Source organism: Saprospiraceae bacterium (genome assembly GCA_016709995.1).
In the GTDB taxonomy this organism is placed as follows: domain Bacteria; phylum Bacteroidota; class Bacteroidia; order Chitinophagales; family Saprospiraceae; genus JADJLQ01.
In genome coordinates this window covers 368,010-390,059 of record JADJLQ010000002.1, presented here as the reverse complement: position 1 = coordinate 390,059, position 22,050 = coordinate 368,010, and the positions used below count along the sequence as shown (strand labels likewise).

Annotated in this window: 20 protein-coding genes; 14 read left to right on the top strand and 6 right to left on the bottom strand. The window is 42.6% G+C overall.

Going from position 1 to position 22,050, the window contains the following annotated elements; translation table 11 throughout:
* The first annotated feature begins 590 nt into the window (after positions 1 to 590).
* From IPJ09_16110 to IPJ09_16090, 5 genes are all read left to right on the top strand, one after another.
* A complete protein-coding gene (locus IPJ09_16110; protein MBK7372931.1) occupies positions 591 to 2,240 on the top strand; it encodes a hypothetical protein in 1,650 nt (549 codons plus the stop codon).
* A gap of 177 nt (positions 2,241 to 2,417) precedes the next feature.
* A complete protein-coding gene (locus IPJ09_16105; GenBank protein ID MBK7372930.1) occupies positions 2,418 to 2,939 on the top strand; it encodes an RNA polymerase sigma factor in 522 nt (173 codons plus the stop codon).
* Positions 2,940 to 3,042: 103 nt separating this feature from the next.
* Positions 3,043 to 3,567, top strand: a complete 525-nt coding sequence (locus tag IPJ09_16100; GenBank protein MBK7372929.1) for a hypothetical protein — start codon at positions 3,043 to 3,045, stop codon at positions 3,565 to 3,567.
* 179 nt (positions 3,568 to 3,746) lie between these two features.
* Positions 3,747 to 5,900 carry a S9 family peptidase gene (locus tag IPJ09_16095; protein MBK7372928.1) on the top strand — a complete coding sequence of 718 codons (2,154 nt, stop codon included), beginning with the start codon at positions 3,747 to 3,749 and terminating at the stop codon, positions 5,898 to 5,900.
* 27 nt (positions 5,901 to 5,927) lie between these two features.
* Positions 5,928 to 6,620, top strand: coding sequence for an SDR family NAD(P)-dependent oxidoreductase (locus tag IPJ09_16090; protein ID MBK7372927.1), 693 nt, complete (start codon positions 5,928 to 5,930; stop codon positions 6,618 to 6,620).
* A 176-nt stretch (positions 6,621 to 6,796) separates the two neighbouring features.
* On the opposite strand, the gene IPJ09_16085 is transcribed toward IPJ09_16090, so the two are convergent.
* Positions 6,797 to 7,789 (bottom strand): hypothetical protein, encoded by a 993-nt coding sequence (locus IPJ09_16085; GenBank protein ID MBK7372926.1) that lies wholly within the window; start codon positions 7,787 to 7,789, stop codon positions 6,797 to 6,799.
* 126 nt (positions 7,790 to 7,915) lie between these two features.
* On the opposite strand from IPJ09_16085, the gene IPJ09_16080 reads away from it, so the two are divergent.
* The 6 genes from IPJ09_16080 (at position 7,916) to IPJ09_16055 (ending at position 13,995) form a co-directional block, all read left to right on the top strand.
* On the top strand, positions 7,916 to 9,076 hold the full coding sequence (locus tag IPJ09_16080; protein ID MBK7372925.1) for a thioredoxin fold domain-containing protein: 1,161 nt from the start codon (positions 7,916 to 7,918) through the stop codon (positions 9,074 to 9,076).
* Between the two features lie 97 nt (positions 9,077 to 9,173).
* Positions 9,174 to 9,485 carry a hypothetical protein gene (locus IPJ09_16075; protein MBK7372924.1) on the top strand — a complete coding sequence of 104 codons (312 nt, stop codon included), beginning with the start codon at positions 9,174 to 9,176 and terminating at the stop codon, positions 9,483 to 9,485.
* 38 nt (positions 9,486 to 9,523) lie between these two features.
* Positions 9,524 to 11,020: a GH3 auxin-responsive promoter family protein gene (locus tag IPJ09_16070; protein ID MBK7372923.1), complete on the top strand. Its 1,497-nt coding sequence runs from the start codon at positions 9,524 to 9,526 to the stop codon at positions 11,018 to 11,020.
* The gene (locus tag IPJ09_16065) at positions 11,010 to 11,330 is read left to right on the top strand and encodes a hypothetical protein (protein MBK7372922.1); all 321 of its coding nucleotides are present in this window, start codon (positions 11,010 to 11,012) and stop codon (positions 11,328 to 11,330) included. Before IPJ09_16070 ends, IPJ09_16065 begins: the two co-directional genes overlap by 11 nt.
* A gap of 253 nt (positions 11,331 to 11,583) precedes the next feature.
* The gene (locus IPJ09_16060; GenBank protein ID MBK7372921.1) at positions 11,584 to 12,900 is read left to right on the top strand and encodes an ammonium transporter; all 1,317 of its coding nucleotides are present in this window, start codon (positions 11,584 to 11,586) and stop codon (positions 12,898 to 12,900) included.
* 291 nt (positions 12,901 to 13,191) lie between these two features.
* Positions 13,192 to 13,995 (top strand): universal stress protein, encoded by an 804-nt coding sequence (locus tag IPJ09_16055; GenBank protein ID MBK7372920.1) that lies wholly within the window; start codon positions 13,192 to 13,194, stop codon positions 13,993 to 13,995.
* 17 nt (positions 13,996 to 14,012) lie between these two features.
* On the opposite strand, the gene tsaE is transcribed toward IPJ09_16055, so the two are convergent.
* Positions 14,013 to 14,438 (bottom strand): tRNA (adenosine(37)-N6)-threonylcarbamoyltransferase complex ATPase subunit type 1 TsaE, encoded by a 426-nt coding sequence (gene tsaE / locus IPJ09_16050; GenBank protein ID MBK7372919.1) that lies wholly within the window; start codon positions 14,436 to 14,438, stop codon positions 14,013 to 14,015.
* Positions 14,439 to 14,577: 139 nt separating this feature from the next.
* Here tsaE and gyrB point away from each other — a divergent pair, with 139 nt between their 5' ends.
* Positions 14,578 to 16,524, top strand: a complete 1,947-nt coding sequence (gene gyrB, locus IPJ09_16045; protein MBK7372918.1) for a DNA topoisomerase (ATP-hydrolyzing) subunit B — start codon at positions 14,578 to 14,580, stop codon at positions 16,522 to 16,524.
* A 69-nt stretch (positions 16,525 to 16,593) separates the two neighbouring features.
* Here gyrB and IPJ09_16040 read toward each other — a convergent pair whose 3' ends face one another.
* Entirely contained in the window at positions 16,594 to 18,093 is a 1,500-nt protein-coding gene (locus IPJ09_16040; protein ID MBK7372917.1) for a PD40 domain-containing protein, read from the bottom strand.
* Between the two features lie 186 nt (positions 18,094 to 18,279).
* Positions 18,280 to 18,882, bottom strand: a complete 603-nt coding sequence (locus IPJ09_16035) for a DinB family protein (protein ID MBK7372916.1) — start codon at positions 18,880 to 18,882, stop codon at positions 18,280 to 18,282.
* Positions 18,883 to 19,115: 233 nt separating this feature from the next.
* Here IPJ09_16035 and IPJ09_16030 point away from each other — a divergent pair, with 233 nt between their 5' ends.
* Both IPJ09_16030 and IPJ09_16025 read left to right on the top strand, forming a co-directional pair.
* Entirely contained in the window at positions 19,116 to 19,559 is a 444-nt protein-coding gene (locus IPJ09_16030; GenBank protein ID MBK7372915.1) for an SRPBCC family protein, read from the top strand.
* A gap of 42 nt (positions 19,560 to 19,601) precedes the next feature.
* Positions 19,602 to 19,952, top strand: coding sequence for a hypothetical protein (locus tag IPJ09_16025; GenBank protein ID MBK7372914.1), 351 nt, complete (start codon positions 19,602 to 19,604; stop codon positions 19,950 to 19,952).
* Positions 19,953 to 19,996: 44 nt separating this feature from the next.
* Here IPJ09_16025 and IPJ09_16020 read toward each other — a convergent pair whose 3' ends face one another.
* Entirely contained in the window at positions 19,997 to 21,085 is a 1,089-nt protein-coding gene (locus IPJ09_16020; protein MBK7372913.1) for a glycoside hydrolase family 43 protein, read from the bottom strand.
* A gap of 86 nt (positions 21,086 to 21,171) precedes the next feature.
* Positions 21,172 to 22,029 carry a pirin family protein gene (locus IPJ09_16015; protein ID MBK7372912.1) on the bottom strand — a complete coding sequence of 286 codons (858 nt, stop codon included), beginning with the start codon at positions 22,027 to 22,029 and terminating at the stop codon, positions 21,172 to 21,174.
* Between the last annotated feature and the right edge of the window lie 21 nt (positions 22,030 to 22,050).

Below are 22,050 nucleotides of genomic sequence, written 5' to 3'. Positions count from 1 at the left end.
AAATTTTACTTTGGGTGGAAATTCCGGGGTGGGCGTGGGGAGGAACTTGGAAGAGGAGGTTGCCACGAAGTTATGGAAAAATCACACCTATCGATGAATATCTGCACGACCGCTTTGCCGCTTCCGGAGCGCGATTATTCTATGATCTACTCAATCATACCGTTCCTCATATTTCACTTGAATGCCTTTCTCTAAATAACCTTTTAAAACCTTGAGATATATGGCCCAACAGTAGGAAGTAACTCTAAAGTGTTTAGACTGGAGCAAAATCACTATACCCATGAGGCGATCTATTCGGTTCACGAAGCGGTAGTTATGATTATGCAGGTAATTTAATGCTATTGTATTTATGGAAAAAATAAATAGGGTAATACAAGTATTTTCGATAGACTTGAATTGATCTGCAATTTCTATAAAACTTGGATTGACTATGGATCGGCTTTTTTCGGATTGAACATTCAGGTTCCAACTTTCAGCAGCCTAAAAATGAAAAGTTGAACAATTCTCTTACCAATATTGGATAAATGATTTCCGCCTCCGCTCCAAAGACCAAGTTTCCCAAAATTGATTACTTTTAAAACATGCTCGTGATGAAATATTTACTCTTATCCTTCTTCTTTATTTCAACTGTAATCTTGACCAGGGGACAGACCAAAAGCCCGCCGGAAGAGGTAGTGATTATATCTCAAAAAAAGAAAACCCAGGTATCTATAGATGAAAATGGACGATTACAGGTAAATGTTTCCCCAAAGAATGTCCTCAAATTTAAAAATACAGGACGGGTCCGATATAGTGACTTCGGTGCCAAAGGCGACGGAAAGACCGATGATATAGATGCTATCGCTGCGACCCATGCCTTCGCCAATCTGCACGGCCTTATGGTGAAATCTGATGAGGGGGCCACCTACTACATTGGGGGTAAAGAGCGCATAGCGGTCATCCGGACTGACACCGATTTTGGCACGGCGACTTTTATCATTGACGATACCGAAGTCCAAAACCGAAATTCACCTGTTTTCAAAGTCAGTTCCGGTCTGAAACCGTTCAATCTGGAGGGTATCACCTCCCTCAGGAGAAATCAGGACAAAATCAACGCATCCTTGCCTGGAACCTGCCTGGTCACGGTCACCGATACCAGTATAAAGCGTTATATCCGTTTTGGGTTGAACCAAAATAATGGATCTTCCCAAACAGACATTTTTGTAGCCGATAAAAATGGTCAGGTGGATATGGATGCTCCGATCATCTGGGACTTCGACCAGATCACGGAAATCACGGCCCTGCCCATGGACGAGAAGACACTCCATCTCTCCGGAGGACGATTCATCACTATCGCTAACAGAGCAGCATCGAAGTACACCTATTATAGTCGAAACATCGAGATCAGGCGTTCCCATGTCCATGTGTCCGGGCTGGAACATCGCGTCACCGGCGAAGGAGACCATGGCGCGCCCTATGGTGGTTTCATCAGTATTCGTGACTGCGCTTACGTAACGGTTGACAACACCATCCTGACAGGACATAAAACATATAGTACCATAGGCTCAGCTGAGAAACCCGTCACGATGGGCACTTACGACCTTTTGGCCAATCGGGCTCTTAACGTATCCTTTGTCAACTGCAGCCAGACCAATGATATCAACGACAAAACCTACTGGGGAATCCTGGGTTCCAACTACTGCAAAAATCTTCTTTATGACCAATGCATCTTGTCCCGGTTTGATGCCCACATGGGGGTAGCCAATGCCACTATCCGCAATTCGACACTGGGACATATGGGCATCAATGCCATAGGCACCGGAATCTTAACGGTAGAGAATTGCAGGATATACGGTAGGAGCCTCATCAATCTACGCAGCGATTATGGTAGTACCTGGCAGGGAGAGTTAATCATTCGCCACTGTGTTTTCGTGCCCTCCGGAGGCAGCTCCACCAGCGCCAGCCTGATCAGTAGTTCCAATTCCGGCCAGCATGATTTTGGATATACCTGTTATATGCCGGAGCGGATCACCATCGAAACCCTTCATATCGATGACTCCCATCATCCGGAAAATTATCAGGGTCCAGCCATTTTTTCAGATTTCAATCCACAGATGACCGACGATTCTTACCAGGAGAAGTATCCCTTCGTCAGAACCAGGGAAGTCATACTCCGGAATGTGACCATAGCCAGCGGACAAAAGTTGAGGTTATGTGACAATAGCTTCCTGTTCAAGGATGTGAAGGTAGATACTGATTAAGGTTGGCAGCATCGGAGCTATTTTTTACCACATGATTTAGATCGACTTTCTAAGCTTATTCGAAAACAACCAGGCTGATACAACCTTTTTCCCTTCACCTGCACTAATCTACAATTCCCATAAAATGCTGATATCTATGTATCATCGTAATCTGGGGAAAACCAGTGATCACTTTAGATGAATATTATAGACAAGGCTCTAGTCATGGCGTATCTCAATACCAGGGACGAATACTCCTTTAGGTTGCTGTACAAACGACATGCCTCAGCTATGTGGAACATGGCGTGCAAACTGTGTCCGGGTGACTTGTTGGCAGCTGAGGAAATCACTCAAAACGCATGGATGAGAGCAGTCATGAATCTTGAAAAATTTGAATGGCGATCTTCATTGCGCACGTGGTTGATCGGTATAGTGATCAATTCGGCAAGAGAAGAAAATAGAACCAAAACTTTAAAAACATCGCTTCAACCAGAAATCGTGGAAGGCTTGAAAACCGAAGAAAAACAAATCAACGATACGATGCCCCTCATCGAAAAGCTGCCCGAAGGATATCGAACCATCCTATTGTTGCATGACCTCGAAGGCTACAAACATGAAGAGATCGCCTCCATGCTGGATATCGCAGTCGGCACCAGTAAAAGTCAACTGCACCAGGCTAGGAAGGCTTTTAGATTGCTATATAATACCCACAACGTATAATATTATGGATTCACCTTTGAATACTTCCGAAAAAAAAATGCTTCTATCCAATGCGCAAAGTGATAAAGTACCTCATTATTTAATTTCTAAAATCACTGCAAAAATGAAAAACGAAAATTTGATTCAATCACCAGTTCCGCTAATCCCTAAATCTGTACCCGGTATATTGGGACTATTGATACTTACTCTTGGATTGTTAGCTGCCGGATATGCAGTAGGTAAGTCAGGTACTTCCTCTCAACAAATCCAAAAATCAGAGACTGCTTCCCAAGACCTTATGGCTTCTACCAAAGGCAAAGCACAGTTCGTACTCTTCGTACACAATGATGATATACCTCCGGCTGATCCTATGCAACAAGTCGAGGAATATGGTGCCTGGCTCACCAAGATCAAAGCAGATCGAATAGCAGGTGGTGAGCACCTGCATGACCAGGGTTGGGTACTCAACAGTAGCGAAGGCAAAGGAATAGAGGTCACTGCTCAGGATAAGTTTGCCGGGAGAGAAGAGATCGGCGGATACTTTATGTTCGAAGCGACTGATGCCTCAGAAGCGGTAGCCATTGCCAGGACTTGTCCTCATCTGAACTATCAGGGCACACTCGAACTGAGAGAGATCTTTCAGCATTAAGGTAAAGGTTTCATTAAATAATCATAGTCACTTTTTGAAAAATCAAAGGGGGCAGAAACAATTCTACTCCCTTTTGTTTTTTAACGAAGCATACAGCTTACTGTTAAGGATTTCGTGCTCATGAGGGAGGTTCAAGTGTCAAATACTTTGTTGTAATTTGCATTGCTTAAATTTTGCCGATGAAAACCATATATCTCCTGGTATTGTTATTCCAGCTGTCTATACTTTCTGCCCAAAAAGAAATCCAGATTACGGATCTTACCAAAATCCAGACCATCTCCAATGTTCAATTCTCCCCGGATGGAGCTCACATACTATATAATGTCTTATCGATCATACCCGATACTAAGGATAAATGGGATTATCAGTATCAACGACAATTGTGGGTATCTGAGCGGGATGGTCAATCGACATCCAGGCAGCTGACTTTTCAAAAAGAAGGGGCCACTGGAGGCACCTGGGCACCAGATGGCCAGTCCATAGCTTTCGTAAGAAGCGTGGATAGTAAGCCCCAAATCTTTATCCTTCCTATGGCCGGAGGCGAAGCCTGGCAATTGACTAATGAAAAAAATGGTGCATCCAATCCTGTCTGGAGTCCTGATGGCAAATCCATTCTGTTTAGCAGCAATTACACCCTGGCAGAGATCAGCATAGACTCTACGCTCAATCCGGCTAAATCTGTGCCTGCCTGGCCTACAGAGAAAGCTGGATTTATCAATAATGATTATTTAAAACAAAATAATGTCAAAGCTGATCCCAATGGCAGTCTCGAAGAGATCAGGGCCTATCTCGCGCTCAATGAAAAAGATAAAAAAGCCAAGGTCATCACCAAACTTCAATTTCAACAAGAGTCCGGCACTTCCAATGATTTGTCATTTAACCACCTGTTTACAGTAGCAGTCAGCCCTGAAGCAAAACCGGTTAGGCTGACTGATGGATACTATTCCTTCGCCAACCCCCAGTTTATTCCACATTCTTCAAAAATCTTAGTACAATCTGATATCGATCCTACAGAACATCCGGACCGAAGCCTGGAGTCAGAAATATATACCATCGATTTGTCCACCAAACAATTGCATAAAATACTGGGTACACCAGGTATAGCATACAATCAGGCTACCATCTCTCCCAGTGGCAAGACCATCGCATTTGTTCAATCAAAAACCAATACCGTCAGTATCCCTGCATTGTCCATCATACCGCTCAATGGATCCGAAAAAGATATTCGTGTCCTCCAGCATGACCGATCTATCTCCGACATCCATTTTTCCTCAGACGAAAAAAATATTTATCTCTCCTCTCCTTCCAATGGAGGGGTGGTAATCTTCAAAATAGACCTTGAACGCAACCAGTCTACTCCGATGACTTCCTATGATGAGGGCATCAGCAGTTTCGATATGAATCATGGGCATTTTGCTTTTGCCAAAATCACGATCCATAACCCTTCGGAATTGTATACTGCCGATGAAAATCTGAAAGTCCTTAAGCTTTTAACCCAGTTCAACACCGCCTGGCTGGCAGATAAAAAGCTTAGTCACCCTGAGAAGTATAGTTTTAAAAATGAAAAAGGACAGACTATTGAATATTGGGTGATGAGACCGATTGGCTATCAAAGTGGCCAAAAATATCCTGCGATATTGGACATCCATGGAGGTCCTACTGCCATGTGGGGTCCCGGAGAAGCCAGTATGTGGCATGAATTTCAATATTATTGTGGCAAAGGCTATACGGTGGTCTACTGCAATCCAAGAGGATCCGGAGGTTATGGTGAGGAGTTTATGCGAGCCAATATCAATGATTGGGGCAAAGGCCCTACGGATGATGTACTCCAAGCTCTGGATGGTGCAGTGGCCAAAGGGGGAATAGATACTGGCCGGCTTGCCGTGACCGGCGGTTCTTATGCCGGCTACCTGGTAGCCTGGATCATCTCTCATGATCAGCGATTTAAAGCTGCTTGTTCGCAGCGGGGAGTGTATGATCTGACTACTTTCTTTGGTGAAGGTAATGCCTGGAGACTGGTACCCAATTATTTTGGAGGCTATCCCTGGCAACCGGAGGCACTCAAAAATCTTGAGCGGGAGTCGCCGATCACTTATGTGCAAAACATTCGCACCCCCTACCTGATATTTCATGGAGAACAGGACTTACGTACAGGGGTCATACAAAGTGAACAAATGTATAAGTCCCTCAAAGTCATGGGCAAAACAGTAGAATATGTCCGCCATCCCGGAGCCAGTCATGAGATCACCCGAAGTGGCAATAATCGGCAACGGATCGATCAAATGCTCCGTACCTGGGAGTTTTTTGAAAGATTTCTTTATCCAAAGTCGTAATTTCTCAATCATTTGTAATTTCAACCTATGGATTCAGTACTCATCACCGGTGTATCTACAGGCATAGGCCTGGAGACTGCCAAATACCTCAAAGCACTTGGCTACCATATATTTGGTTCGGTTCGCAAGTCAAACGAAGCAGCAGCGCTTGAACAAGAAATGGGCCCGGGGTTTACAGCATTAATTTTTGATATTCGGGATCGGGCGGCAGTGGACCAGGCAGCTGATAAAGTTCGTCGGATGCTTGGCAGCCAATATTTGCGTGCTGTAGTCAATAATTCTGGGATCGCTATCTCCGGTCCCCTACAACACATTTCTATTGATAAATTCAGAGAACAGCAAGAAGTTAATGTCATAGGAACCCTCAATGTGATCCAGGCATTTTTACCTTTACTTGGTGCTGTCAAATCGCAGACAGACAAACCCGGCAAAATGATTAATATTAGTAGCGTCAGTGGGAGGATTGCCCGACCTTTTTACGGTCCTTATGCAGCTTCCAAACATGCCATCGAAGCCATGACAATCTCTCTACGCAGAGAATTAATGGATTTTGGCATAGATGTCGTGGCTATTGAACCCGGGCCTACCAAAAGTCAGGCTTATCAAAAAGCCAAATACGATGACAATACCTTTGAAGGCACTATTTATCACGACCTATTCCAGCATAAAAATAAATTCATTGAGTTTGCGCAAAAGTCTCTATTCCGGCCTCCGAGGTAGCTAAACTCATCCATGAAACGATAGTCAAATCAAAACCTAAAGCCCGCCAGATAGTAGTTGCAAAAAAATGGTATATTCAAATACTTACCCTATTGCCAGATCGGGTCGTCGATAAGTTGATCACCAATCAAATGAAAGGAATTATTCATAAAGGGTAATCTGTACACTGCATCTGATCATTCGAGGCGACTTAATGAGATCACATATTTCATCAAGGTCCATCTATTGCGCCACAGTTCCATATCTATAATGAGCGCGGAGCGTGGCAAAGTTTTTAAATCAGGCAGGTCTCCAAATTTATTCTCCAGGATCTTGTATTGATCCAGAGCCGTAAAACTCAGCGCATAAATGATGGCAGTACGGCGGAGCAATTTTTTTTTCTTACGGTCACTCACTGCCAGCGATCGGACAGATGCTTTAAACTCCTGCATTCGTGCAGACAGTTCGTTTTCTATCTCTTTCACTTTTTGCATCCGGTTGGGGAGTGTATGAATGCCTTCGTGCAGATCTTTGTATACATCATAGATATCATTGCCCAGTTGAATCAAGGCCCCCATTTGATACCAGCATAGTTCTTCGGTTTTATTTTCTAAGAGATCCAGGTAAAATCTGCTGACCAGGATCGAATAACCACCTTTGCGATAGGTGATTTCGGCCAGGGTCTCCCCGGGGATAGTTGGGTCTAATTGTCGAAGACTGTCTACTTGTGATTGGTACAGCTCTCGTATTATATGTTGATATCCTGGTTTGGAGGCCGCATATTGGTTCAGTAGTATGCTGTATTTGATAAAAAATCTTTCTACTTCATTGACGGAAGGATACGCCTCAGGATAAAATGCCAGCTGATACAATTGCTCCCTGGAATAGGTATTGGAATCAAAAAAATTATCCCCCAAAGTGACACAAATGACAAAATACAGAAGTTGCATTTTTTCTTCATCACCCGGTGTCCGGTCATACAATCCTAAAAACGATTTATAGATGATATTATAAAAAATAGCATGCCTCCCTTCTATTTTTTGGATAGTGGCTGGTTCAAGGCTTAGAGGATGTTCCCGCTGGAGCTGGATCAACTTTTTATGGACCCATCGTTTGTCTAACCAAATCCCCACTGCGATATCCACCAACTCTATGGGAATGGAGATTAAGCTGGGTAAAAAAGATCGCATGGACTGGCAAAATAAAACAAATAACCTTGGTGCAAAAAACTTAAAAAATGGGGCCTCGTCTTCCAATTTTTTTATTCACCAAATCCCCCATAGTTCCCTTACTTTTGTACACTCAATATTTTGATTATGAAGTACATGTTGACGATTTTAGTTTTTAGTGTGGTCCTCAGTAATGTTGGTGCAGAAGGCATGGAGTTTCATCATGGCACCTGGGCTGAGGCGCTTGCTCATTCAAAAGAATCCGGCAAATTGATTTTTTTGGATGCTTTCACCTCCTGGTGTGGTCCTTGCAAAAAGATGTCGGCCTCTACCTTCCCTCAAAAAGAAGTTGGCGAATTCTACAATCCCAATTTTATCAATGTAAAAATAGACATGGAGAAAGGTGACGGGCTCATGCTGGCTGGCAAATACAGTGTAAATGCCTATCCTACTTTACTCTACATCGATGGAGAGGGCAAGTTGGTGCACAAAGTCATCGGATATATGGATCCTGAAAAATTTATCAGTGCAGGCAAGGTCGCATTAAAGAAAAACGATAAGACAGCCCTATATGCCAAGGAGTATGATAGTGGCAAACGAGATTTTGCTACGGTATATAATTATGTGCGGTCACTTAACCAGTCTGGTAAATCCAGTTTGAAAATAGCCAATGAATATCTCAATGGTCAAAAAGACCTGACTACTCCTGAAAATCTCAAATTCATTTACGAAGCGACTGTGGAGAGCGACTCCAGGGTATTTGATCTGTTCTTAAAAAACAAAGACAAGATGATCAGCCTGGTTGGAGCTGATGGTTTTCAATCCAAAATAATCGCCGCTTGTAACAAGACTGTCCAGAAAGCTATTGAATATAAGGTGGTCGATTTATTGACAGCATCTCAAGAAAAAATACAAACCCTGCTGCCCGTAGAATCGGATAAATTTAATTTTGAAAGCAATCTGACTTACTACTCAGCGATGCAAGATGCCGATGGTTTGTTGAAGGCGATGAAAAAACTACCTGCCTCGGTTGAGAAAGACGCTTCTCTCATGCATACTCTGGCTTTATCGATTGAGGACAAATTCGCATCAGATACCAAACTGCTGTCCCTGGGGGAGCAACTATTATCTAAAGTAGTTTCATCCACAGATCTCAATCAATCCTACACTCTGGCCCGCCTGTATGCCTTAAACAATAAAGTGGATAAAGCCAGTAAATTATTGGACGAAGTCATCGAACAGGCCAAAGCTAAAAATGTGGACACGATGGAGATGGAACAATTTAAGTTAAAGATTCAACGCAGCTGATCACCCCTATGCGATGCCCTTGGGCTTTGTTTTTTGTATTCATTTCTTCTTTGTCTTCTGTGCTTTTTGAGTCAGGAAGAAAAAATAATTTTCAATAATGCATCCTTCGAACAAGCCCAGCTACAGGGTGCTGCCAAAAATCAGCTTTTATATGTCACTGCCACAGCCTCCTGGGGATGAGGTAGGCCACCTCATAGAACAATCAGTATTTCTTGATACCAGGGTAGGGACGATTTACAATAAGAACTTTTACAGCATCAAGCTTGATATCGAGCGCTTGACCAGGCCACTGTTTGCAGAGATATTGCATCGATACCTTATGAAATGGCTCGAACGATCTCAAAAAACGGACACTCATTTAGAGTATACTAATCAGATCAATACTTTAAGACATACTATAAGGTCCTGATTTTTTCAGATATTGAGGTCTATTTTCACAGTAAGCTTATGTTGGAGTTTTTTCTTAGCCGCGTATTCCGAAATCGATTTCGCCAGGTCGAAGGGTGGATGCGTGAACCCGTGAGGTATCAAAATGAGCTGCTGCTAGATATAGTATACAAAGGATGTTTTACAGAGTTTGGGGCCAAACACGGTTTTGAAAAAGTCAAAGACTACGATTCATTTACCCGTCAGGTGCCTATCCGCACCTATGCTGAGTTTTTCCCCTGGATCGAGCGGATGCGTAAAAAAGAAGAGCATGTGCTTTGGCCCGGCCTCGTCGACATGTTCTCAAAATCGTCGGGTACTACCAGTGGTAAAAGCAAGTATATCCCTGTGACCCGCGAATATCTTGAGCTCAATCATATCCAGGGTGCCAGCGATACTTTATCCATATTATACCAGCAATACCCCCAGCTTGGCATTTTTGACGGTAAAAACATGGTCATCGGCGGTTCGATAGAAAATTTGTCAGCTTATCCAGGAGTGATTAGTGGCGATATCAGCGCCTTGCTCTTGAATAATATGCCCTGGTATGCCAAACAAGTGTTTACCCCTTCGTTAGACATAGCTACTGCGCCAGATTGGGAGTATAAACTGAGAGAAACAACCAAACAAATACTGCGTGAGCCCCTTGTCATGTTTGCGGGTGTACCTACCTGGCTGATAGTATTGTTTAGAAATATAATCGCTGAGACTGGCAAACAGGATTTGCTCGAAGTGTGGCCACAACTCAAATTGTATATTCATGGCGGAGTAAATTTTGCACCTGCCAAGCCATTGTTCCAACAACTGATTCCCTCCAGTCAATTCATCTACCAGGAGGTCTATAATGCTTCCGAAGGGTATTTTGCTTCGCAATTAAAGTCTAACGAAGGCGGTATGCTCTTGTTGATGAACAATGCCGTTTTCTATGAGTTTAAAGAATTACACAGCGATCATGTAGTACCCGTTGAAGGTCTGAAAACGAAAGTAGCTTATCAACTGATCATCACCAATACTTGTGGACTATGGCGATATGATACCGGCGATGTTATAGAATGCCTCAATACGGATCCGGTCACTATCAAAATCGTCGGTCGATCTACTCAATACATTAATGCTTTTGGCGAAGAAGTGGTCATCGAAAATGCAGAACAGGCAGTAAGTAAAGCTTGTGCCCAACATGATTGTCAGGCTACCGATTTTACCGTCGGTCCTAAATATATGGATCATGGCAAAGGCGCTCATGAATGGATCATCGAGTTTGACAAAAGTCCTGAACATCTAGAAGCATTTGCTGAATCTTTGGATTTAGCACTACAGGCAGTCAATTCTGATTATGAGGCGAAACGCACCAAAAATATTGCTTTATCGAGGTTGATTATTCATGAAGCACCAAAAGGCACTTTCTACAGATGGATGAAGGTGCAAGGAAGATTGGGGGGCCAACACAAAGTACCCCGATTAAAAAACGACAGGACCGTCCTTGAATCCTTACTAGATTTTATACTCCATGATGGATAATAACAGCCTTGAATATTGGTTTGCAAACTTACAAAACGAACGACCTTATCTGGACGAAGCTACCCTTATCAAACTGGTCGAATCACGGGTAACTGAATTATTGGACACACAACCCGATTTATTGTGGAGTTACCTCTATCGACTTGATGTGGAAGAGCACAAAATAGAACTGGCATTGCTGCAGGGCACTTCTGTAGCTCATGCGTTGGCTATATTGATCATAGATCGGCAGAAACAGCGGGTAAAAACCAAACGAGCGTATAGAGAAGGCGCTGATCCTGGACAAGATTTTAACCCGACTGATCTGTAAAAACGCTTTTTAACAAGCAAAAATCGTGAGACTATAGAAACCTAACATTGGTTGAATCTAACATTTTAACCACTTTTTGACTTAATTTTAAACCTATTTTTCGCCAAACGATCAGTTTTTTATTCATTTTAGCTAAAATTAAACCTGATTTGGGCCTTATTGAAAATTACAAGCTGGTCTAGAATTTTGATTTTGATTCGTCGTATGCTGATATAGATTTGACCCAACAAAAATAAAGAATCAAATTATGTCAATGAGTCGCAAACTAGCCCTGATACCCTTTTCGATCTTAATGATCCTGGTTATCCTAAGCCTTGTACATCCCGGTATCCCTACCGCGATCTACACAGGAGAAGAATTAAATGCAGGTGATATCGCCTGGATGATTACTGCCACGGCCCTGGTCTTGTTCATGACCCCTGGCCTAGCCTTTTTTTATGGCGGGATGGTGAGAAAGAAAAATGTGATTTCTACTATGGCTCAAAGTTTTATCTCGATGGCGGTCATCACCATTATCTGGGTAGTCGTCGGATTTAGCCTGGCTTTCGGAGATAGCATTGGTGGGATCATAGGCAATCCTTCCACTTTCTTTATGATGGGAGATGGTATAGGAGCAAAGCCCTGGAGCCTTGCACCGACCATTCCATTGATGTTGTTTGCTTTTTTCCAACTTAAGTTTGCTATTATCACTCCTGCTTTGATCACCGGAGCCTTTGCGGAGAGGATTAAGTTTACTTCATACATTTTGTTCATAGTATTGTGGTCCCTGATCATTTATTCTCCACTGGCCCATATGACCTGGCACCCGGATGGTTTTTTCTTTAAACTGGGTGTGCTGGACTTTGCAGGGGGTACAGTGGTGCATATGAGTGCTGGATGGGCTGCCTTTGCCTCCGCACTATTCTTCAAGAGCAGATCTACAGGTGGATTGGTTCCTGCACGGATTACCTATGTCATCTTAGGTACTGCGTTGCTTTGGTTTGGTTGGCTAGGATTTAATGCCGGATCAGCTTTATCGGCTAATTCGTTGGCAGTAGCGGCATTGGCTACGACCACCACGGCGTCTGCAGCAGCTGCTTTTACCTGGGTAATATTTGATGCCGTCAGAGGCAGAAAACCCTCTGCGATGGGTGCTTGTATTGGCGCGGTAGTTGGTTTGGTGGCGATCACCCCGGCCGCCGGCTTCGTTAGTATTCCCCATTCATTGATCATCGGTATTGTAGCTGCTTTGGTCAGCAATATGGTGGTAGAGTGGAGATCTCGCACCAGTATCGACGATACTTTGGATGTGTTCCCTTGTCACGGTGTTGGAGGTATGGTAGGAATGGTTCTTACAGGCGTTTTTGCCAGCCAGGCGATCAATCCAGGCAATACTACCGGCAATGGTCTGTATTTCGGCGAAACCAAATTATTTCTGCTTCATCTTCTGGCGCTTGTGATCGTGTCTGCATTTGCTTTCTTTGGCACCTGGATCTTATTAAGAGTGGTCAACAGGATATCACCATTGAGGGTCACCGCAGAAGAAGAGGAGATGGGTCTGGATCTGTCTCAACACGGCGAAAGTCTATAACAACATCATTTTATTTCCATATAGTTTAATCCAAATAACGCATTTGCGCTATTTGCCCTCCGTCAGAGGTTAACCCCTGACATTGAAATTCAAAGGCTCATTCATAATAAATTCCTTATAAACCTTTGAATTTCAATCGTCAATTGAGCCCTAGAATTTCTAATGCTCAATTTGGGTTTAAGGTATAGCCCCGGGTGGATCGATCCACCTGGGGCTTTTTTATATTGAGTTCAAAAAAAATTTAACAGTTATCCCGTACATTTGATTACATTTGGATATACACCTCAATTTGTGAAAAAAATACTTGTCCCGATAGACTTTAGTCCTTCTACAAAAGAAACTATGGACTTTGCCATCATGCTTGCTGATAAGCTTGGAAGTACCAGTCTTTTAGTGTTAAACGTAATAGATTTTATGGAGAAAATGGTTGGCCTTCGATCAGTCAATCAAGTACTTCAGGATGATGCTATAGAACGATTGGGAACCTTCTTAGAACCTTACAAGAAAAAATCGAATGTCAAGATCTTGTCTAAAATAGTCAAAGGGGAACCTTATAGTGTGATTTCTCGCCAAGCCAACGTAAATCATGCGGATTTGGTGGTTATAGGCGCTCAAGGGGAGGACAATGAAGAAAAGTACTTTCTAGGTAAGATAGCTGGAAGCTTGATCAAATTTGGATCTGTCCCGGTAATCGCAGTACCTCATCTCTACAAAATAAGGGATACCCGGAAGATCCTCTTTATGTATAGAAAGCTGCATAAAAACCTTTTCGATGTCATCAATCCTTTATTAGATCTGGCCAGAGCTTGCGATGCTGCTATATCTTCTGTACATCTCACCGGAGCCCAGACTGGACCAATAGCCTATTCCACCGATTTGATATTTGAAGAAATACCGCATACTCACACAGAACTATTGGCAGATACTTTTACCGAAGGTATCAACAAAGTGTTGGGCGAGGATGATGATATTGGCCTTGTATGCGTGCTCAGGCGTAAAAGAGGATTCTTAGAGCATATTTTCGAGTCGAGTCCTACACCCAAAAGCATAATTGATAGCCCGGTGCCAGTACTTTTTTTAAATGACGATGAGTAGTAGATAAAGAAGTATTTTTATTGAACTACAAGCATCCTGGTCTCTTCATTTAACTTTTCAATCTTTAGCCTTATCCAGCTTTCATCTATCCAATCATAGATCAGCTCAGGCCATTCTACAAAACAATAATCGTTATCCGTCTCCAGTATTTCCATAATCCCGGCATTAAAGGCCTCTTGGACACTTTTTAAACGGTAGAGATCCATGTGAAAGATTGTACCATTAATCTCAGAATGATATTGATTGACGATGGAGAAAGTAGGGCTTGAGCCATGATCCAAAGACCCAAGAATGCCGATCATCGCTTTGATCAAAGTTGTTTTGCCACTACCCATCTCACCGATCAAGGCCCATTTTCTTTTTTCAGGATGGTTGATCAGTAAAGCTTTTGCCACTAGATCCAGGCTGGTTTTATTATAAAGATATGATTTTGAGTAGCTCATTATATATGACAAATATTAATATATAAATCGATGTATAACTAACTTTTGTAAAAGATATCTGCCCAAATTTCTATGAATTAAACTATGGATTCTGACGATAAATTCGTACATTTGCAGTCGATTTATACTAAAAGATAGCATGACACAAAAATCAGGTGAATATACCGCAAAAAACATACACGCTCTAGAAGGTCTGGAGGCTGTCAGATTGCGCCCCGGGATGTATATTGGCTCTACCGATGCCAAGGGATTGCATCACCTGGTGTGGGAGGTGATCGACAATTCTATTGACGAACACTTGGCCGGATATTGCACCCAGATCACTACCATCATCCACCCTGACAATTCGATTACCGTCAGTGATAATGGACGAGGCATTCCTACCGGATATCACGAGCAATTAAAAAAATCTGCCCTGGAAGTCGTATTGACAGTGTTACACGCCGGTGGAAAATTTGACAAAGACACTTATAAAGTATCAGGCGGTCTGCACGGTGTAGGAGTATCTTGTGTCAATGCCTTGAGTGAGTATCTCAAAGCAGAGGTACACCGCGATGGCAAAGTATGGACCCAGGAGTATTCCATAGGTAAACCTTTATCTGAGATCAAAGTAGTAGGTGATTCGGATAAAACTGGTACGACCATCACCTTCAAACCTGATCATACCATCTTTGAAGTGCTTGAGTATAAAAGAGAGACTCTTTCCAATAGAATTCATGAATTATCTTTTCTCAATCCAGGATTGAAGATCTCCCTCATAGATGAAAGAGAGTTGGATGACGATGGCCAGCCCGTCAGAGAAGATTATCTATCAGTAGGCGGACTTGCTGAGTTTGTTACCTACCTGGACGCAGGCCGTACTCCGCTGATAGAAGCACCCATTGTGGTCAAAGGCAAAGAGGAAAATATCGAAGTGGATGTGGCCCTTCAATATAATGATGGCTATACTGAAAATATTTACAGCTTTGTCAATAATATCAATACCAGAGAAGGCGGTACCCACCTGAGAGGCCTTCGTATGGCACTAAGCAAAGTCTTTACTGAATATGGGGAATCCAATGGTTATTTCTCCAAATTAAAATTTAAAGTAGCCGGGGAAGATTTTCGAGAAGGCTTGACTGCAGTGATCTCAGTGAAAATACCAGATCCACAGTTTAAAGGACAAACAAAAGGAGAACTCGGAAATAGTGAAGTCACCACGATTGTATCTCATTCTGTCGGAGACATTCTCAAGCACTATCTTGAGATGAATCCCAATGATGCAAAGCGCATCATGGAGAAAGTGGTACTGGCCGCGCGTGCGCGCGAGGCTGCAAGAGCTGCCAGGGAGCTGATTATTGGCAAGAAAGGTATCAGTGCTATTTCGGTCCCAGACAAGTTTGCAGACTGCTCCAGCAGGAGGCCTGATGAGTGCGAAGTCTTCCTGGTTGAAGGAGAGAGTGCAGGAGGTACCGCCAAAACCGGGCGGGATAGAAACTTCCAGGCTGTTCTACCCCTCAAAGGCAAAATCCTCAATGTTGAAAAAGCATTTGAACATAAAATTTATGAAAGTGAGGAAATAAAAAACATCTTTAATGTATTGGGGGTGCGTATTGAAGAGATAGATGGCGAAAGAAAACTCAACCTGGACAAACTCCGATTTCATAAGGTGGTGATTATGTGCGACGCCGACATTGATGGTAGTCATATAGTCACTTTGATATTGACTTTCTTTTTCCGCTATATGAGGTCATTGATTGAACATGGTTATATCTATATCGCCGCGCCTCCATTGTACCTCATCTCCAGAGGTAAACAACAACAATATTGCTGGACCGAGGAAGATCGCAAAAATGCTGTTGAATTATTTGCCAAAGGTGGCAATGAAGCCAATGTAAAAATCCAACGATACAAAGGTCTTGGAGAGATGAATGCGGATCAGCTTTGGAATACAACGATGGACCCTGCTCAGCGTATGATTAAAAAAGTGGATATTGACGATGCTGCTGCTGCTGACAGAACATTTTCAATGTTGATGGGATCTGAGGTAGAGCCCCGAAGACAGTTTATAGAAGCCAATGCTAAATATGCAAAGGTGGATGTATAAGTAAAGTAGTTTTCGGTATAAAAAAATTATACCATTACTCCAGGCTTTAATCCCTTTTGAATTCTAAGCTTACATTTTAGTATTACTCACAAACGCCAGTCGCTTGCTATCCGGTGACCAACTCGGCACATTGATGGTGCCCTGACCTCCATAGATATAAGCTATCGTCTTCGGTATGCCTCCACTCGCCGGCATCAGGCGTAAGTAGACTTTTTGGTAAAATGGATGTTGTGTAGGATCGATCTCTTTGGGAAAGGAGATAAATACGATCTGCTTGCCATCTGGAGAAAAATGAGGAAACCAGTCATTGTATTCATCAAATGTGACTTGTTCTTGCCTGCTGCCATCCGGCTTCATGCGCCAAATCTTCATACTACCGGTCCGTACTGAATTGAAGTATATCCATTGACCATTGGGACTGAGTTCGGGACCATCATCCAGGGTGGGTTGATTCGTCAGTTGGGTCTCCTTTTTTGTGGCGATATCGATGGAGTATATATCGTATTGTTTATTTCGCTGGCCGGTAAAGATGAGTTTTTTCCCATCCAGGCTCCAGCTGTGCAGATACGAATGACCGGAATCAGGAGAAGTAATCTGCACGGGAGTATCTGATCCTGTGATGGGGAGCGTAAATAAAGTAGAGATTCTTTTTTCACCCACATGATTGCTGATGGCCAGTTTAGTGCCATCGAACGACATCACATGATCATTATTATTGCTTTTAATCGTACCGGTATTGAATTCTGCTATTTTACCATCTGCCAGATTATATTTATACAACACACCAGCAGAACTATTATAGATCAGTGACTTTCCATCCTTAGTCCAGTTGGGAGCTTGTATAGATGATGGAATGGTATAAATAATTTTTCGATGACCGGTAGCCACATCCATGATTTCAAGATTGCTGCCGATATAATCCCTGTAAGGTCTGTAACCGGGCGAAGGTGGTATGGTGATGCGGACATTGCTGAAGATCGCGGTCTCGGCCACATCTTCTAGGTGAGAGCAGATAAACAATCCTGCATATACCTCATCATTTAACACCATTTCTTTGGTGACTGCTTTGTAGTTTTCTCCTTTTGTAGCTGCTGAAAAAGTAAATACGTTACCACTTCGGGAAAACTCTATATCCGTAGGGTGATAGGATAATAAAGTGACTTGATCTGTGACGCTGGTATCGGTAGCACGGTATTGCAGGGAGGTCAGTATATCCCCATGCACACAGGCATCTGCGTACCTGGAGTTAGTGGTGAGTTCGTCCCGTGCTATGATCCCGATCTTGCGGTGCAGTGCAGCACCTTTGCCGACAAACCGGATGGTAGCGCTGATAGTAAAATCACCTTTGATTTTTTTCCAAAGAAAATGAAACTGATCTATTTTGGTCCACATATTGATACCGGCTCCCGTAAGGGTATAGGTCTGATCATCGGCATTGTAAGTAGCTGATCCTGCTTTTTTGGGATTGCCTACATCCTGATGGTGCTCAAACTGACCCAAAGGTGACAAGGATTGACCAGCTACAGACCAGGTCAGCAGGGTACTCAATAAAAAACAAATATTTTTCATTTGATTATTTTAATTAATAATACGAATTTAAAAATACACAGGATCATTTATTGTTCTTTCGGGCCAAATCCAGAAATGAAACAATATTATTTTGAATCCTATCCCTATCTTAATCCATATTAAAACAAAAGACTCATCAAGTGATTGACACCTGAGAGTCTTTGGTCTATATTCTGTTCAAAAAAATCAGCCTTTGGGGTATCCTGAAGCCATTTTGACTTCATTGAGTTGTTGGGTATGTCTATTGGTATGACCCGAAATAAACAATACAAACTGATATGCATCCATTTTGCCAAGAGGCAAGGTAACTACATGGTTGCGCAGATCGGATTTGGTCGTTTTGACAAAATCGATCAACATTGCCCTTTTTGCTTTGTAGGCGCTCAAAGCCTCATCGTAAGATTTGTATCCTGTATTTTGAGGTTCAAATGGAGGAGCTGTTTTGACTTTAGTGGTGCGGTTGGTGATCATGGCTTTGATCTGATCATCCGTTGCCTGGAGCTCAGCCCTGGAGGAGGGATCAGCCGGTGCATTAAGAGCTCCGTCCAAAGCGCCCCGCAAAGCGCCTTCAGAGAAAGCGATATGGTAGAGACACTCTTGAGGAGACCATCGGTCCGATTCGTGAAAATTGAGTTGAGCCGTACTAAGGCTTTTTAGGCTTTTATACAACTCTTTAGATGACCATTGAAGGTACTTGACAGCAGATTTTCTTTCTGCCTTCGTAAGTGATTGAGCATCTACGAATTGTATTAGCAGCATGGCGGCAAAAAGGATAGTTAGTTTTTTCATAAGATGATATTTTTTAAATGAGATTAATATGTAGATTACGAAAATTGATTAAACTTGGAGGTCAAACCTGAAGGATAATTTTTTAAAAATTTTCTCACCGGAATAACCACCAGTATCATAAATGACGATGAAGCCTTGAAAATCTGGACAAGAACATTTAAAATAATTTTTTGTCCAAATTGAAAGAATGACTGCGTCATATATTTAATAAAAAAACAATCTTTTATCCAATCATGGTAGATGTCCTGACCGAAATCCAAATCAATAGACCCCTTGAAGTAGTCTCGTCTTATGCTGCTGATCCGATCAATGTTCCTGCATGGTATGAAAATATTAATTACGCTCATAGATTGCCGGAGGGTACTACCTCACCACTGGAGGTAGGCTCGTTGATCCAGTTTAAAGCTGCATTTTTAGGAAAATCGCTGGACTACACGTATATCATTACAGAGCGCTCCTTTAATAAATTAGTCATGAAGACCAATGAAGGTCCATTCCCAATGGAGACGATCTACGAGTGGAAAAAGATAGATGATCAGACGACCCATATGACCTTACGCAATCGGGGCAATCCCACTGGTTTTTCAAGTTTGCTCGCTCCATTTATGTCTATGGCTATGAAGCGGGCCAATCGAAAAGACCTCCAGAAACTAAAATCGATTTTAGAAACTCCATAATCAGAATTCATTTTCTTTCAACAAAAACTAAAAAACAATAATATGACAGAGTATCTTTTTTTATTCAGAGGGGGTGACAGCGCTACCTTGAGACAATCACCCGAAGCATGGCAATCTCATATGCAAAAGTGGGCCCAATGGATGGGTGCTATGGCAGAGCAAGGAAAGTTTGTTGGAGCTCAACCGCTCGATCAATCGGGAAAACAAATCATTGGCAATAAAAAAATAGTAACAGACGGACCTTTTATCGAAGGTAAAGAAATGGTCGGTGGTTATCTTATGTGTAAAGCTGACAATTATGACGAAGCCCTGGAATTAGCAAAAGGATGCCCCATCCTGGAATTTGAAGATGGCAAGGTAGAGGTCAGGGAGATTATGAGTATGAGCATGTAAGTCATGGATACCTTCAGGAGATAATTCTTCCGAAGGTATTTTATTTATTGATAAGCAGTAATCGTCTGGATGCTTCCGTCTTCGTTGTAATGCAACTCAGTGACTTTTACACAGCGCAAATGTGTCTTGCCACCTGACAAGCTACTATCATGATAAAAAAGATACCACTTTCCATCTACCTCGACGATAGAATGGTGATTGGTCCAGCCGATGACCGGATTGAGTATGACCCCCTGATAAGTAAAAGGTCCATAAGGATTGTCGCCAATGGCATAACATAAAAAGTGGGTATCGCCCGTAGAATAAGAGAAGTAATATTTACCGTTGTATTTATGCATCCAGGATGCTTCAAAAAATCTTCGATCGTGGTCTTTTCCTGCTATAGGCTGGCCGGTGGCATCTACTATTTTTATTTCTTTGACCGGCTCCGCAAATTGTAACATATCTTTTGATAATCTGGCCACACGTGGACCCATCGCCGGGCGTTCATCATTGGGCTCTACTGCAGCAGTGTCATATGTAGCTGTCTGCCACCTTTGAAGCTGACCGCCCCAAATACCACCGAAATACATATAATATTTACCATCTTCATCTTTAAATACTGCAGGATCTATACTGTATGACCCTTTGATTGGTTGAGCTTCTGCCTTGAATGGTCCCGTGGGTGAGGCGGAGGTAGCGACACCAATCCTGAAAACATCCTTTTTATCCTTGGCAGGAAAATAGAGGTAGTATTTACCATTTTCATAGGCTGCATCAGGGGCCCATAATTGACGGCCTACCCAGGGTATATCATCTTTGTCTATTGCTACACCATGATCGGTCACCGGACCGCCTATTTTGTCCATCGATAGGATATGATAATCTCTCATCGCAAAATGACTCCCCAGGTCATCTTCTTTTACCCCAAAATCAAAATCATGCGATGGATAGACATAGATCTTCCCTTCAAAAACATGGGCAGAGGGATCTGCGGTATAGATATTGGTGACCAGTGGATCAGAGATCGGTTTGGGTTCGGCCCTGGCAGGCGTAGTATCTACTGCTGTAGTGGTGACCTCAGGTGCTGGGCTGGAGTTTTTACAGGAAAAAATCAAACTGGCCACAATCAGGCTTAAAAATAGCTGCTTCATGTTTTTAAGTAAAAATTAGGGAATAAAGATATGATATGTAATCGATTTCATTTTGATTTTGATTCGATATTTCCTTTGTTGGTTAGTTACTGAGTCCAGGACCCAAATTTTCCGGCGTGATAGTCCTGGTAAGCCTGGTATATCTCTTGTTCGGTATTCATGACAAATGGTCCACGTGCTACTTTTGGTTCATTGAAGGGTGTGGCGTGGCCACATAAAATCAGTGCGGATTGATCTGATTTTATATTCAATTCATGACCATCATTATTAAACTCTGCCAAATGTAGTTTTGGTATGATCTGTCCCCTTATCAGAATATGCCCATGCACCACATAAAGGAAAATATTTTTTTCATCAGGTACCGAAAGCTGGATATCCGATCCAGAGGCAAGATGTATTATACTCATGAAAACATCTGTCAAAGGCGTGATGGGTCCGGTGGTACTATCCAGGCTGCCAGAAATCAGTTGAATTCTTGTGATTTCATCCCTGGCCACGATGACTGGAATATCTGCCTCCTGAAGTCCTTTGTAAAATGGTGGAGTCATTTTATATTTTGCCGGAAGATTGAGCCAAAGCTGCAAGATCTCCATAGGACCACCATCTTCCAAAAACCGTTCTGAGGAGGTCTCTGCATGAATCAGACCACTCCCTGCCGTCATCCATTGAATACCCCCGGAGGTGATCACACTTTGATGTCCACTGCTATCTCTGTGCGCAATATCTCCTTGCAAAATGAAAGTCACTGTCTCCATACCTCTGTGGGGATGGGGGCCAAAAGGCAATCCATGATTGTGGGCCGGGTAAATCTGAGGACCGTGATGATTGAGAAAAATAAATGGATCTATCTGATCAAGTGTAGGGGTAGGTAATGGCGAGTAGGTGATAAGATCATCTATTGGGCGGTAGACAGCGGAGTGAATTCTTTTAATCGTGCGAAACATAAAATTATACAAATATGGACT